General features: G+C 65.5%; 13 protein-coding genes. 6 read left to right on the top strand and 7 right to left on the bottom strand.

Going from position 1 to position 13,361, the window contains the following annotated elements:
• Nucleotides 1-2: 2 nt before the first annotated feature.
• On the bottom strand, nt 3-707 hold the full coding sequence (queC, locus tag KME78_RS07645; protein WP_219528057.1) for a 7-cyano-7-deazaguanine synthase QueC: 705 nt from the start codon (nt 705-707) through the stop codon (nt 3-5).
• 493 nt (nt 708-1,200) lie between these two features.
• Here queC and KME78_RS67060 point away from each other — a divergent pair, with 493 nt between their 5' ends.
• Together KME78_RS67060 and KME78_RS07635 are read left to right on the top strand one after the other, a co-directional pair.
• On the top strand, nt 1,201-1,716 hold the full coding sequence (locus tag KME78_RS67060; RefSeq protein ID WP_219528056.1) for a VUT family protein: 516 nt from the start codon (nt 1,201-1,203) through the stop codon (nt 1,714-1,716).
• Between the two features lie 842 nt (nt 1,717-2,558).
• Nucleotides 2,559-2,762 carry a hypothetical protein gene (locus KME78_RS07635; protein WP_219528055.1) on the top strand — a complete coding sequence of 68 codons (204 nt, stop codon included), beginning with the start codon at nt 2,559-2,561 and terminating at the stop codon, nt 2,760-2,762.
• Between the two features lie 423 nt (nt 2,763-3,185).
• Here the strand turns inward: KME78_RS07635 and KME78_RS07630 are convergent, their stop codons facing one another.
• Complete coding sequence (locus KME78_RS07630; protein WP_219528054.1) at nt 3,186-3,668, bottom strand: ATP-binding protein; 483 nt, start codon at nt 3,666-3,668, stop codon at nt 3,186-3,188.
• A gap of 395 nt (nt 3,669-4,063) precedes the next feature.
• On the opposite strand from KME78_RS07630, the gene KME78_RS07625 reads away from it, so the two are divergent.
• Nucleotides 4,064-4,879 carry a helix-turn-helix domain-containing protein gene (locus KME78_RS07625; RefSeq protein ID WP_219528053.1) on the top strand — a complete coding sequence of 272 codons (816 nt, stop codon included), beginning with the start codon at nt 4,064-4,066 and terminating at the stop codon, nt 4,877-4,879.
• Nucleotides 4,867-5,073, top strand: coding sequence for a DUF397 domain-containing protein (locus KME78_RS07620; RefSeq protein WP_246650605.1), 207 nt, complete (start codon nt 4,867-4,869; stop codon nt 5,071-5,073). The genes KME78_RS07625 and KME78_RS07620 overlap by 13 nt, the downstream gene beginning before the upstream one ends.
• Before the next feature lie 245 nt (nt 5,074-5,318).
• Here KME78_RS07620 and KME78_RS07615 read toward each other — a convergent pair whose 3' ends face one another.
• From KME78_RS07615 to KME78_RS07605, 3 genes are all read right to left on the bottom strand, one after another.
• Nucleotides 5,319-5,780 carry a PaaI family thioesterase gene (locus KME78_RS07615; RefSeq protein ID WP_308126839.1) on the bottom strand — a complete coding sequence of 154 codons (462 nt, stop codon included), beginning with the start codon at nt 5,778-5,780 and terminating at the stop codon, nt 5,319-5,321.
• A 137-nt stretch (nt 5,781-5,917) separates the two neighbouring features.
• Nucleotides 5,918-6,589: an enoyl-CoA hydratase-related protein gene (locus tag KME78_RS07610; RefSeq protein WP_219528052.1), complete on the bottom strand. Its 672-nt coding sequence runs from the start codon at nt 6,587-6,589 to the stop codon at nt 5,918-5,920.
• 40 nt (nt 6,590-6,629) lie between these two features.
• Nucleotides 6,630-6,803 (bottom strand): LmrA/YxaF family transcription factor, encoded by a 174-nt coding sequence (locus KME78_RS07605; RefSeq protein ID WP_219528051.1) that lies wholly within the window; start codon nt 6,801-6,803, stop codon nt 6,630-6,632.
• A 375-nt stretch (nt 6,804-7,178) separates the two neighbouring features.
• Between KME78_RS07605 and KME78_RS07600 the strand changes: the two genes are divergently transcribed.
• Both KME78_RS07600 and KME78_RS64005 read left to right on the top strand, forming a co-directional pair.
• Nucleotides 7,179-10,121: a glycosyl hydrolase gene (locus KME78_RS07600; RefSeq protein WP_219528050.1), complete on the top strand. Its 2,943-nt coding sequence runs from the start codon at nt 7,179-7,181 to the stop codon at nt 10,119-10,121.
• Nucleotides 10,122-10,209: 88 nt separating this feature from the next.
• Nucleotides 10,210-10,752: a MarR family winged helix-turn-helix transcriptional regulator gene (locus tag KME78_RS64005; RefSeq protein ID WP_219528049.1), complete on the top strand. Its 543-nt coding sequence runs from the start codon at nt 10,210-10,212 to the stop codon at nt 10,750-10,752.
• Between the two features lies 1 nt (nt 10,753).
• On the opposite strand, the gene KME78_RS07590 is transcribed toward KME78_RS64005, so the two are convergent.
• Together KME78_RS07590 and KME78_RS07585 are read right to left on the bottom strand one after the other, a co-directional pair.
• On the bottom strand, nt 10,754-11,791 hold the full coding sequence (locus KME78_RS07590) for an ABC transporter permease (protein ID WP_219528048.1): 1,038 nt from the start codon (nt 11,789-11,791) through the stop codon (nt 10,754-10,756).
• Nucleotides 11,784-13,352: a sugar ABC transporter ATP-binding protein gene (locus tag KME78_RS07585; protein WP_219528047.1), complete on the bottom strand. Its 1,569-nt coding sequence runs from the start codon at nt 13,350-13,352 to the stop codon at nt 11,784-11,786. Before KME78_RS07585 ends, KME78_RS07590 begins: the two co-directional genes overlap by 8 nt.
• Nucleotides 13,353-13,361: the final 9 nt, after the last annotated feature.

The raw sequence follows: 13,361 nt of genomic DNA, 5'->3' as shown, positions 1-13,361 counted from the left end.
GATCAAGCCCTCTTAGAGGTGAAGGATGGATCGACCATGCCTAGCTCAGCGAAGCCCCGTCCACGAAGAAGGCAGGAGTCACAGGTCTCACAAGCGCGCCCATCGATCGGGTCGTAGCAACTGTGGGTCCAGGAGTAGTCGACTCCCAGATCGAGACCGCGCTGGATCGTCTGCGCTTTCGTGAGTTCGATCAGAGGGGTATGGATCTTCAGCTTCTGAGTGCCCTCCACACCGGCTTTGGTTGCGAGGTTGGCCATGCGCTCGTAAGCCTCGATGTACTCCAGTCGGCAGTCCGGGTAGCCGCTGTAGTCCAAGGCGTTCACCCCGATGAACACATCTGACGAGCCAAGCGTCTCCGCCCAGGCGAGCGCGAAGGAGAGAAAGACTGTGTTGCGAGCCGGGACGTACGTGATCGGAATCTCGGTGCCGAGATCGTCCACACTGTCATGGTGCGGCACGTCGAGAGCATCGTCAGTGAGCGCGGATCCACCGAAGACAGCAAGGTTGATGTCAGCGATCACATGCTCTGCCGCCCCCAATTCGACGGCGATCTTCTTAGCAGCCTCGAGCTCCTCGGTGTGACGCTGCCCGTATCGAAAGCTGAGCGCGTAGGTCTCGTAGCCTTCCTGACGCGCGATGGCGAGGACAGTCGTCGAGTCGAGACCGCCGCTCAGGAGGACAACGGCCTTCGGCTTACTTGCATCCATCTGATCACCCTCAGTCATCGCACTCACCGAAACTTACACCTCAGGAACCTCAGAAGGCAGCGTAGTTTCCAGAGATGCATCTGCCAACCCAACCGTCACCCGATGGGCTGCAGGCGCACCACCTCCCGAGCGGGCCTCCTGCTCGTCGTTACTCCTCACCGTTGCCAGGCTAGAAGGCACTGGGTTGCCGAGGCCCTCGACCACACGAATCTGTTGGGAAAGTGAGGCCCAAACTCTGATCGCTGAACTAGCAGTTTCTGGCCCTTGCAGCCACAGCTAGACAAAGATCACGTTGGAGCCGCAGCTTCCTTCGGAAGGTGACGCACCTGTAGCAGACCAAGATCATATGATCCATCCGGCAAGGAGGGGGGATGTCCAGAAACTACGGGATCCGCACAGTTGTCGGTGCCAGGCGTTGTAATGTCGGGACGCTCGCCCTGATGGCATCCCCTTGGGAGGGCCAGACAGACCGTTCTGATCAGAGAGTAGAACCGTGAAGGTTTCCGTTGCCGCCGGTAGCGCCGCACTCCTCGCGTACATCGCTACGATCCCTGCAGCGAACCTCGCGGTGACCCACCTTGGGGCGGTCCCTGTGGGCTTCGGTTACGTCGCGCCTGCCGGCGTGTACATGGTGGGATTGGCGCTCGTGCTTCGCGACCTCAGCCGAGAAACTGCTGGCCGCTTCGCTGTCCTAGTAGCAATGGCCGTTGGCATTGTGCTCTCATACTTGCTGGCCGATCCCGACCTCGCCATGGCCTCAGCCGTGGCCTTCGCCGTGGCTGAACTGGCGGACTTCGGTGTCTACGAACCGCTTCGCCGGCGAGGATTGATGATCGCCATGCTTGCATCGAACGCCGTCGGCCTACTAGTCGACAGCTTCCTGTTCCTGAACCTGGCCTTCGGCTCCCTTGAGTACCTCCCTGGGCAGATTCTCGGCAAGGTGTGGATGACCCTTGCGGCAGTTGCAGCCTTGGCCCTTCTCCGGCGGCGGCGACGGGTTGCGGCCTGAGGTTCCTTGGTGGCTATCGTCGGGCAATCGGATGCCGCGGTAGTCCACCACACAGCGCCGGGACATACGCGGGATGATCAAGCAGGTGGTACGATCCGTCACTGCGTTTTAGCAGGTCAGCACACCTAGGTCGGTGTCCCCGTCGGCGCTCTCCTAGAGCGGCACCGCTTGGCTGCCACGCGGCTTCCGTTCCTCGGGCCTGGCGGCTCTGCGGTATGGGTCCACTCGCCACCGGATGATGAGGCAGGCCGCTGGCCGGGGGGACCGAGTACAGCAACACTGCCTTACGCGAATACAGGCCGCCGATCCCCTGGCATTTTCGCGGGACACGATGTCGCCGTCACGGCCGTGGGGCGATCGGCGCCGAGGCGCGAACTAACCATGCTGAGGCGCCAGCGGCACTGACTGCAACGTCCCCACACCGACGCGTCCGGGCCGCACTGTTCGGAATCACCATGGCCCCTCACTCTTCCAGACTTCTGTCAGCTTAGGAGCCGCCGGAAAATTACTAGGTGCTTTGATCTCGGCAGGCTGGCGTGTCGGGGTGGGCCTGTCAATGGTCAGCTGCGTGTGGGTCTGGCCCACTTTTCGGAAAGTGGGCCAGACCCACCTCGAACCGGCCACCTGCGGGGGCTTTTACATGGCCACGGACAGGGCCTGTCATGGTGAGGGTATGGGCGATGGGCGAGATGGCTCGGCGATGACCTTGGCGGTGAAGTTTCGGCTGCTCTTTCCTCATCTGGACGAGCGTCAGCGGCAGCTGCTGATGGGGGCCGAAGCCCAGACGCGCACAGAGAGGGCCCCTGCGGGACGCCTATGATCCGCTGGCACGATGCGCCAGGGTGATTCTCCTCGAAGGGCCAGAAGCCGTCGCCGCGAAGGCAGAAGCCGTCAAACAGGCGGCCACAGATGCCAACGGAGCGCTGTGGTACATCGCACAAGGCGCCCCTGAAGCACGTTCCCGCTTCGACAACGCCCACCAGGTGTTCCGTGACCGGCTGCAGAGCTTCATCGAAACGGCCCGAGCGACGATCGGCTCCCCGTAACAGGTTGCTCTGCGAATACCAAAGGGGACGTAGTGGCGTTCACTGGCCTTACTGGGCGCTTCGGAGGTGAGACACGAACATAAGCTGGCCTCGCCCGAGAGGATCAGCGCCCACATGCGTTCCGCCACCTGGTGGCGCCACGGGCCGGCGTATGCCTCACCAGGAGGCAATGCCTGGTTCGTGCGGCGGATCCGATAGTTGCCGCCGCAGGCCAGGAGTTCGTAAACGATCGCGCCACATGAGCAGGTGTAGTCGAGGACCCGGCAGCGGGACGGCTTATCCGCGGTCCACTCCAGGAGGGTCTTCGGGCCGTCTGCCCGGTGGGGTGGGTGTGGAGAGAGTCCAGGGCAGGGCCATGTCTTCGTCTCCAGACATGCGGGTGGAGCCGGGGCGTCAGCCGCGCGCTTCTCGTTGGCCGCGGCCTCAACGCGGCTCATCCAGCGCTCCAGATCCTTGGTTGATCTTCAGGGCGGCCCAGACGATTTTCCCGCCCGTGCTCGGCCATCGATAACCCCAGCATGCGGCTGTCTTGTCGACCACCTGCAGCCCTCGTCCGCCCTCTTCCGACGCGTTGGGGTGAACGATTCTCGGCGGCTTACGACTGGGATCCCACACCTCTATGACCACGTCATGGACCGTCCGATGGAGGCCAATCCACACGCGTCGATCACACCAGGCGAACATCCCGATTTCTTCTTCATGGGCATTTTCGCTTTGTTCCACGGCTTTTATGCCATTGGTAACGAGCTCGCTGATGATGAGCTGTGCGTCGTCGATCAGCTCTTCGCAGGCCCACCCCTCTAGCACCCGCACGACATGTCTACGCGCAATCGACACAGATACCGGAAAGGCGGGCAGCTCTATGCAGTTGTGTTGATTCGCCGTTTTCTTCGCCGCTCCGCTCACATCGCGCTCCCGGAGACAGTCGTGTGGATCCGCACTCGCTTGGGTCGGCGCCGGCCGCATCTCCCACTCATGGCCTGCGACCCCTTTCTCCTGCCGATCAAGCTCCGGATGTACGGGCCGGACGACCTCTCCACGAGCTGAGCAGTGCGCGTCCATCTCGTCGACCACCTCCACGGGCCTGGAAATCCGTTCATCGCACGCGACGAAAGCGCCGTCGTTCGCTGTTGCGTGGAACCCAAGCATGAGGAATATTGGCGGCCGGTAGAGCCTCCGCTTCACGAAACTGGATGACAAAAGAAGACGCAAAGCCTGTATTATCTGTCGCACATCCGTCGTTCTATTGCTGCGGCCCTGGATATTCCATGGGCGGCAGAGCGTGATGATCGGAGGGCAGGGTGGATACCGGCAACAGCGATCAGATGTCACCGCGGGCACGCTTCGCCTCTAACCTGGAGCACTACCGGAAGAAGGCGAAGCTTTCCCAAATATCGCTAAGCGCCCGTATGCGATGCCATACCTCCCTTATCAGCCACGTCGAACGGGGGCGCCGGACGCCGACGCTGGAGTTCGCCGAAGCGGCCGATCAGGCTTTCGGGCTTGATGGGCATTTCGCAAAGCTATATAGGCAAATCGCCCATTCACCCGCCCTCGGGTGGTTTGCACGCTGGGTGGAGGAGATAGAGCCGCAGGCGGTCATCCTTCAGTCGTGGGATCCACTCCTGGTGCCAGGGCTGCTCCAGACCCCGGAGTACGCGCGAGCGATCTTCTCCACAAAATCCCCTCCTGACCGAGCAGAGGAACGGGTTCAGGCTCGTACTCGACGCATGCAGATCTTCGACGGTCCTACCCCGCCGGTCTTCCTGGCATTGATCGAAGACAGCGTGCTGCATCGTCCGATCGGAGGGGCAGAGATCCTCTTGAATCAGCTTCGCCACCTGCAAGAGCTCTCACAGCATCCACGAATCACTGTCCAGCTAGTGCCTACCACTGCTGGTTGCGTGGCTGGCACAATGAGCGCGTTCGCTCTGGCGCGTCTACGCGATGGCTCCGAGGTTGTTTCAGCCGACTCGGTCCTGTCCGGCCAAGTCACCGGCGATCACGATGCAGTCGCGCAACTCAAGGTGAGATATGACAACATCAGAGCGGACGCACTTCCACAAACAGTGTCGCAACAGGCAATAGAGGATGCGATAAGGAAATGGGCGAGCTGAACCTTGACAAGGCGGAGTGGCGCAAGGCGACCGCCAGCGGCGATAACGGCCAATGCGTTGAAGTAGCAACCAATCTGCCCAACGTCGTAGCCGTGCGTGACAGCAAGAACCCAACCGGGCCTGCATTGATCTTCACGCGCGATGAGTGGACGGCTTTCCTGCACGGAGCGACCCACGGCGAGTTCGACGTCTGATCACCGGGAAGCCTTCGCGTGCTGTCGCAAAGACTTCCCGCATCGCCGTACGACTCTTAACGAGAACCTCATGTTCGGGGTCAGGCGCCGCAGCAACGGGGTACAGCGGCATTGCTCTTCTCCCCCACCGCGGCGCCGATTCCACTCGCGGCCACCGTCCTGGCAATCACCGTGCAGGCCGTGTACGGCAGCGGTGTCCTCAAGCACGCTCGCCCTGCGGTGTGAACCAAGGCTCCAAACCACGGTCAGTCGCTGCCTCCGATGATGAGGCAGGTGGTGGTGGCATGGGCGATCAGCTTTCCCTGATCGTCCAGGACCTTGCCTTCTGCTGTGGCAGTACGGCGGCCGGCGTGGATGACGTTCCCCTCGGCGGTGAGCGTTTGACCTCCGGTGTGGGCTGCCCGGATGTAGTTGACCTTGAGTTCGAGGGTCGTGAAGCCGACGCCCGCCGGGAGGGTGGTGTGCACCGCGCACCCCATGGCGGAGTCCAGGAGTGTGGCCGCGATGCCGCCGTGGACCGTACCGAGGGGGTTGGCGAAGTCGGGCCGGGTGTCGAGCGAGATGACGATGCGGCCGTGCTCCACTTCGTCGAACCGCATGCCGAGCAGCCTGCCGATCGAAGGGACGTCGGGTTCGGTCGACCGCACGGACTGTACCCAGCGCATCAGTTCGAGGCCCGACAGAGCGGTGAAGTCGGTCGTGGACACGGATTGCTCCTTGCGGTGGTGCTGATAGAGAGCCGTCGGGTGATGGTCAATCCTGGAGGCGTTCAATGCGGGTGAGCGCCTGCTTGTGCCAGGTAGGGGTGGTACCGGGCTACTCGTCGGCCGTGGCGGATACGGCGTCAGCCCATGACGCTGGTCGTGTCACGCAGGGCGGCCAGGACAGGTGCGTACATGCGGGTTCTGATGGTGGCAAGGATGTCGCCCGCCTTGGGCGCCTGGGCCCGGGCGATCTCGACAGCGGTCGTCCGTACGACGTCCTCGTCGACGGCGTGGTCAACGATGCCGGCGGCCGCGGCGTCATCGCCGCCGTAGCGGCGGGCGGTGAGCATGGCCTCGTGGGCGGTCTGCGGCGTCAGGCGGGACTGGATGAGAGCGGACATGCCGGGGGTGAAGGGGATGTTGATGCCAGCCTCGGGCAGGCACCAGAAGCCGCGGTCGGCGCGCATCACACGGAAGTCGTGGGCCAGCGAGAACATGGCGGCGGCGGCAAAGGTGTGCCCCTGTAGCGCTGCCACGGTGGCCACCGGCAGGCACAGCAGTCGCGCGAAGAGCGCGTGCACCGAGGTCACGTAGTCCTGCTGCTGGTCCGCGTGGGCGAACAACCAGTCCAGGTCGAGCCCGGTGGAGTAGAACTTTCCGGTCGCGGCGGTCACCAGGGCGCGGGGCCCGTCCGCCTTTTCCACCTCGTCCAGGGCGGCATCGACGGCGGCTATCCAGTCGGGGTGGAAGCGGTTCTCGCCGTCGCCGAGGTCGAGGATGAAGATGTCGTCCTGGCGGTCGAGTACGGGCATGGCGCGGCTCCCTCAGGCTGGGCGATCACGGGCGGGGCGGTCACGGGCGGGTGCCGAGACCGGGGTCAGGGTTGGGCCGGTCCCTCAGGGCGTGGACCAGCAGGTCGTGGATCTCGGCGGCGGAGCGGGCGAGTTGCGGGGCGTCGTCGTTGGTCTCCACGGCCACCGCCACAATCGGGCAGCCGGCCCGGAAGTCCCTCTTGCGCGGACTCACACCGCCACCGACTTTCTTCCTGCACTCATCGACACTACCGATGGGTAACTTATGCCGTACGTCATAGAAGATGCAAGAAGCAACCGAACGAACGTCGGCCAAGGAGCCCAGGAACCCAAACCGCATGAATCGTTTTAAGAATCATGAGCGAAAGAGAGTACTCGTGAGGTGTGAGTGCGAGGCATGGCAGCCCGACACCTGAGCCTCTCACGCAGGAGCGCGAGGCTAGTCAGGCCCGGTTAGAGCAGGAAGCTGCCCCACGCCGACGTTTTATAGTTTCCTCACGACATTGCTTTTGCGCGCGACGCGGCCTAGTGTCGGCCCCAACGGCACCCGCAGGATGCGTTAAATCGATGCAACCGTGAAGAGGAACGCATGTCACTTGACGACCTCACCCGCCTGGTCACCGACCCAGCCATCGAGTACCGCCCGGAGGTGCGATGGTGGCTCGCTGAGGGCCTGCACACTGACGAGACGCTGCTGCGCGAGGTCGACACCGCGCACCGGCTCGGGTTCGGCGGCATGGAGTTCCTAGCCATGGACGAGGCCGGCATCGACCACGCCCGTTACGGCTGGGGCTCAGAGGAGTGGACGCACGACTCTCACGTGGTGGTGAAGGAGACGACCAGCCGGAACATGGCGGTGAGCTTCACCTCCGGTACGAACTGGGCGAACGCGAACCTGCCCACCATCACCCCCGATCACCCGGCCGCGGCGCAGGAGCTCGACGTGGTGACCGAGGACCTCGGGCCCGCCGGCTCGCGCAGCGGCCTGCTCCCGCGCGTGGACCTCGACGCCGAGGCGCCCACGACTCAGCTCCCCGGCCATCGCGGCAAGGTGACCGAGCAGCATCTGGTGGCCGTCGTGGCCGCGCGCGTGCTGGAAGCCACCACGCTCGACCTTCAATCTGTCGTCGACCTCACCGACCAGGTGCGGGACGAGACGCTGGAGTGGCGCGCCCCTGCGGACGGCCAGTGGCGACTGTTCGTCTTGTGGATGCACGGCACCGGGCAGACCGCCTCGCCCTCGGCGTCGGTCAACTACACCGTCAACTACCTGGACCGGGACGGCGTCGAGGCGGTCATCGACTACTGGACCTCGGTCGTGCTCACCCCCGAGCTGCGCGAGCAGATCAGCCGCAACCCGCGGGTGCAGATGTACATGGACTCCTTGGAGCTGTCGACCTACGGCGCCGGCGGCCTGTTCTGGGGGCGTACCTTCGCCGAGGAGTTCCGGGCCCGCCGCGGCTACGACATCACGGTCTGGCTGCCCTTCCTGCTGCGCAGTGTGCCGTTCATGGCGGTCAGTACGACCTATCACTACGACGTACGCGAGGAGCACCGCGTCACCGTCGAGAAGGTGCGCTTCGACTACGTGCGTACGCTCACCGACCTCTACATCGAGAACATGCTGCGCCCGTTCGCCTCGTTCCTGCACGACAACGGGATCACGCTACGCTCCGAGATCAGCTACGGGCTGCCGTTCGAGCTCACCCGGCCCGGGCCTGAGGTCGACGGCATCGAGAGCGAGTCCCTGGAGTTCGGTGCGCAGATCGACGCCTACCGGTTGATGGCCGGGCCCGCCCACCTGTTCGGCAAGCAGTACTCCTCCGAGACCGGCGCGACCACCCGCAACCACATCCTCGACCACCGCTTCTACGACCAGATCATCGCCACCCAGCTGGCGGCCGGGATCACCAAGACCGTGCTGCACGGCTGGGCGAGCACCGCCGGCGCCGAGGGTGTCACCCAGTGGCCGGGGCATGAGGGCATGTGGTCCAGGTTCTCCGAGCGGTTCGACACCCGGCAGCCCGCGGCCGAGTTCTACCCCCTGTGGAACAAGGCGATCGGCCGATACCAGGCCGTCCTGCGCCAGGGCAGGCCACGGATCGACGTCGGGATCCTGCGTACCGACCACTTCACCGACAACACCATTGGCCTGGCCCTCACGGACTCGGAGGGCCGTCGCATCCAGGACGAGGACGCCTACGGGCGCATGTGGATGCGCGACCGCCAGAACCACTGGTGGCAGGACCTGGACATGCAGGACGCCGGGTGGACGTACGAGTTCTTCGACGGATCGCTCCTGCCGCGCGATGAGGTGTCGTTCACCGATGGACTCGTCCAGCCTGACGGCCCCGGCTACCAGGCGCTCATCGTCTACCAGGAGACGCTGGACGCGAATGTGGCGGCCAAGCTTCTGCAGTGGGCGCGCCAAGGTCTGAAGCTTGTCATCGTCAACGGCGCCCGCGAACTCAAGTGGCTCGTCGCCGGCCAGCACACCACCCATCACCAGGCGGCGGCCCGAACCCCGGGCCTGGACGGCCGCGATGAGGAGCTCGCCCAGACGATGGCGGAGCTGCGCGCGCTCCCGACCGTCGCCGAGGTCCACGATCCCGCCCATAGCCGCCAGGCGTTGCGCGACCTCGGCATCTCCGGACGCGCCGAGTTCACCACCGGCAACCAATCCGTCCTGAGCCACCTGCGCGAGGACGGTGACCTGCTGCACCTGTACCTGTACCACTTCCTCTACGAGACCGGCGAGCCGACCACCGTCGAGGTCGCTCTCCCAGGCATCGCGGCCGCCCACCGGATCGACGCCTGGTCCGGTGACATCCGGCCCCATCACGGCGTACGGCACGAAGCGGGCCGGACGATCGTCACCGTGTCCCTGGCCCCAGGCGAGATGGCGCTGCTCACCCTCGACCGCGCGGCGGCGCAGCCGACGGGGTCCGATCCCGTCACGGCGAAGCCGTTGCAGGAGATCTCCCAGTGGACGATCGCGGTCGAGAGCTGGGACGCCGGCGACCTGGAAGTGATCTCCGAGGACCGCGGGCTCGGCTATGAGACCCGCGAGGAGCGCCCCCTCACGGCCATCACCCGCCTCGACGCCGGCCACGGCCCCCTGCGGCCATGGAAGGACCTCCCCGAGGTGGGGCCCGAGGTCAGCGGTGTCGGCGAGTACACCGCCACTTTCACTCTCGACCAGGCCCCGGCCGCCGGGACCAGGTACGTGCTCGACCTCGGATCGACCGCCGGCGCCTTGGGCTGTGTCCAGGTCAACCAGGGCGTGGTCAAGGGGTTCGACACTTCCTGCCCGCAGGTGGACGTCACCGGCGACCTGCGGCCGGGCCAGAACCAGGTGACGGTCCGCGTTTCCAGCTCGCTGAACAACCGGCTGCTCGCCCGTGGCTACTACGACGCGATCCCTGACATCATCGCGTCCTTCACCGGCGGCAACGAGACGCAGCAGACGACCGTGCACGGCCACGGGCTGCTCGGACCGGTACGGCTGCTGCAGGAGACGACGACAAGCTGAGCCGGTCGCGCGGGCGACCAGGTGCCCTGACCGGTCGCCCGCGCCAGCACATAGGCTTTCGCCGAGTACGAACTAGGGGAGGCACATCGTGGCGCGCGCACAACGCTACGAGCTGGACGATCCAGACATCGACCTGTCCCCCGCCATCGCGCCGGATCCTCTCGACCTGCGTGTCTCCTTGGCCTCGATCATCCACGAGGCCGACAGCCTCACCAGGCGGCTGACCGTCATGGCCGCTGTCGACTTCCCGGTGAACGACGTGTCGATGTTCCTCGTCGTCAACCAGCTCAGTTATCGAGGGGCGATGCGTCCCAGCGAACTGGCGGAGGCCCTGGGCACAGGACGGGCGAACCTCTCCAAGATCGCCCACCGCCTGGACGAGGCGGGCCTCATCGTACGGGTGCGCGAGCCCTCCGACGAACGCGGCGTACTGCTCGCACTGACCCCCCGAGGCCGGGAGATCGGGGAGCGGATCATGGCGCACGGCCAGCAGCATGTCGACACGATGCTCGCCGACTGGAGCGAGGAGGACGTGACCACACTCAAGCACCTCCTCTCCCGCCTGGCCCGCGACTCCATGGGGATGCGGCAGACGCCACAAAAGCGCATCGAGCCGAACCGTCACCGGTGAATCATTCTTGGACCTTTCCTCCGGTGATGCGGGAGATGACCAGAGCGATGATGATGATCGCACCGTTGAGGGCGCCGATCCACTGGGCGGGGACGCCCGCGAGGGTGAGCACGTTCTGGATCAGGTAGAGGAGCAGAACGCCGGTGAAGGCCCCGAAGATCGTCCCCTTTCCGCCGTTCAGGCTGATGCCGCCGATGACGGCAGCGGCGAAGACCGTGAAGATGTAGCCGTTGCCCTGGGCGGAGGCGACAGAGGCCAGCCGGCCGGACAGCAGCAACCCGCTGAGCGCGGCCAGAACGCTCGCCGTGACGATGACGATCCACAGCACGCGGTCGGTGCGGATGCCGGCCGCCTTCGCGGCGTTCACGTTGCCGCCGATGGCGTACAGCGACCGGCCGAAGCCGGTGAAGCCGAGTACCACGATCCCGATCGCGAACAGCGCCAGGCAGATCCAGATGGAGGCGGGGACGCCGAGCCACTGGGTCGTACCGAGGTACATCATCGATTCGGGCAGTTGGAAGAACGTCTGCCCACCGGAGATCCCGGTCAGAATGCCGCGCAGCACGATGAGCATGCCGAGCGTGACGATGAAGCCGTTGAGCCCGAACCGGATGATGAGCAGCGCGTTGGCGGCGCCCACCAGCAGACCGACGGCGAGGGTGACGGGCACCGCCCAGGCACCCGGAAGGAGGCCGAGACCGTGGCCCGTCCCGGCGGAGACGGTGAGCCAGGCGGCGACCCCGGGCGCCAGCCCCATGGTGGACTCAAGTGAGAGGTCCATCTTCTTGACGATCAGCACCATGGTCTGCGCGAGGACAAGTATCGCGATCTCGGACATGGTCTGCAGGATGTTGATGAGGTTGTCAGGCTGGAGGAACACCGGGCTGACAAGCTGGCCGACCACTCCGATGACGATGATCGCGGGGATGAGCGCCAGATCGCGCAGGCGGGCGAAGGCGATCCGGCGCTGGTTGCCGTCGGCCGAGGACGAATCGGTGCCGGGGGTGGCGTCCGGGTTCGCGGTCGCGGTCTCATGCATCGAGGTCCACTCCTTCCATCGCGGCCACGAGGTCGTGGTCGTGCCAGCCGCTGGCCATCTCGGCGACCACGCGGCCCTTGAACATCACCAGGACGCGGTCGCACATTCGCAGGTCGTCCAACTCGTCGGACGCGATAAGCGCGCCCGTGCCCAACTGGACGATCTCCTCGACCTTGCCGAGGAGGAATTCCTTGGACCGCACGTCGACGCCGGCGGTCGGGTTGATGAGGACGAGCAGCCGTGGGTCGTTGGCCATCGCCCGAGCCATGACGACTTTCTGCTGGTTGCCTCCCGAGAGTCCGGAGACCGGCACCTCATGCCCGGGAGTTTTGATCGCCAGCCGCTTGATCATCGAACGGGCGAGGGCGTCCCGGCGAGGCCCGCTGATGAATCCCGACGGTCCGAGCCGTTCGGGAATCGTCAGCGTGCTGTTGTCTGCGATGGACATATCAGGCACGAAGCCCTGATCGTGGCGGTCCTGCGGGACGAACCCGGCTCCGGCCGCCAGGGCGGCGGACACGCTGCCGGGCCGTGGGCGCTGTCCGGCGATCTCCACGGCGCCCGCGCCGGCAGTGCGCAGGCCGACGACCGTCTCGGCCACCTCGGTACGGCCACTGCCCGCCGCACCGGCCAGACCGACGATCTCACCCACGCTGACCTGGAACGACACATCGTCGTACGCGCCCTCCGCGGACAGGGCATCGACCCTGAGCACGTGCTCCCCGCCGGGCCGGTGCGCGGCTTCATGCCCGTGCTGTGCCGCGGCCGTGGCGGCCTCGCCGGTCATCGCCGCGACCAATTCCGCGCGCGGCAGCTGCTCCACGGGCGCGGTGAGGATGTGGCGCGCGTCCCGGAAGACCGTCACCATGTCGCAGATTTCATAGATCTCCTGCAGATGGTGACTGATGAAGAGGAACGTGACGCCCTGCTGCTGGAGATCATGGATACGGGCGAAGAGCCGGGCGATCGCAGCGGCGTCCAGTTGAGCCGTCGGCTCGTCGAGGATGATGAAGCGCGCGCCGAACGACAGCGCTCTGGCGATCTCGACGAACTGCCGTTGCTCGATGGTGAGGTCTCCCGCCCTGGTTCCGGCGCTCACGTCCACCGACCAGCTCTCCAGCAGTTCCTGGGCTTGGCGGCGGAGCGTGCGCCAGCTGATCAGTCCGGCGCGGCCCCGGCTGTACCGGTTGAGGCACAGGTTCTCGGCGACCGTCAGCTCAGGGATGATCGTCGATTTCTGGTAAACGCAGGCCACTCGCTGCCGCCAGGCGTCGCGGTCGGCGAGCCGTGGCGCGGGCTGCCCGCCGAAGGTCAGCACCCCTTCATCCGGGGCCTGCAGACCGGTCAGGATCGACACCAGGGTCGACTTGCCGGCTCCGTTGCGCCCCACGAGCGCGTGGGTCTCACCCGGCATGATCGTGATCCCCGCGCCGTCGAGCGCCAACGTCGAACCGAACCGCTTGGTGATCTCCGCCGCCTCGGCGACGGGTGGCCCGGCCGGGGGCCGCCCGTCGCCGCTCGGGGCTGGACCGGAGCTCGTCGCCGGCTCCCGATCGCCCATATCAGCCGC

Source organism: Nonomuraea guangzhouensis (assembly GCF_019396345.1).
Taxonomy (GTDB): Bacteria; Actinomycetota; Actinomycetes; order Streptosporangiales; family Streptosporangiaceae; genus Nonomuraea; species Nonomuraea guangzhouensis.
The sequence above is the reverse complement of the archived record's forward strand: the minus strand, read 5'-3'. Positions and strand labels throughout refer to the sequence as shown.

What these genes read in the sequence shown, in the direction of transcription:
- queC (WP_219528057.1), bottom strand. Translation starts at nt 707, where the DNA reads ATGGATGCAAGTAAGCCGAAGGCCGTTGTCCTCCTGAGCGGCGGTCTC.
- KME78_RS07620 (WP_246650605.1), top strand. Translation starts at nt 4,867, where the DNA reads ATGGGCGAGCTGAACCTTGACAAGGCGGAGTGGCGCAAGGCGACCGCC.
- KME78_RS07610 (WP_219528052.1), bottom strand. Translation starts at nt 6,589, where the DNA reads ATGCCCGTACTCGACCGCCAGGACGACATCTTCATCCTCGACCTCGGC.
- KME78_RS07600 (WP_219528050.1), top strand. Translation starts at nt 7,179, where the DNA reads ATGTCACTTGACGACCTCACCCGCCTGGTCACCGACCCAGCCATCGAG.
- KME78_RS07590 (WP_219528048.1), bottom strand. Translation starts at nt 11,791, where the DNA reads ATGCATGAGACCGCGACCGCGAACCCGGACGCCACCCCCGGCACCGAT.
- KME78_RS07585 (WP_219528047.1), bottom strand. Translation starts at nt 13,352, where the DNA reads ATGGGCGATCGGGAGCCGGCGACGAGCTCCGGTCCAGCCCCGAGCGGC.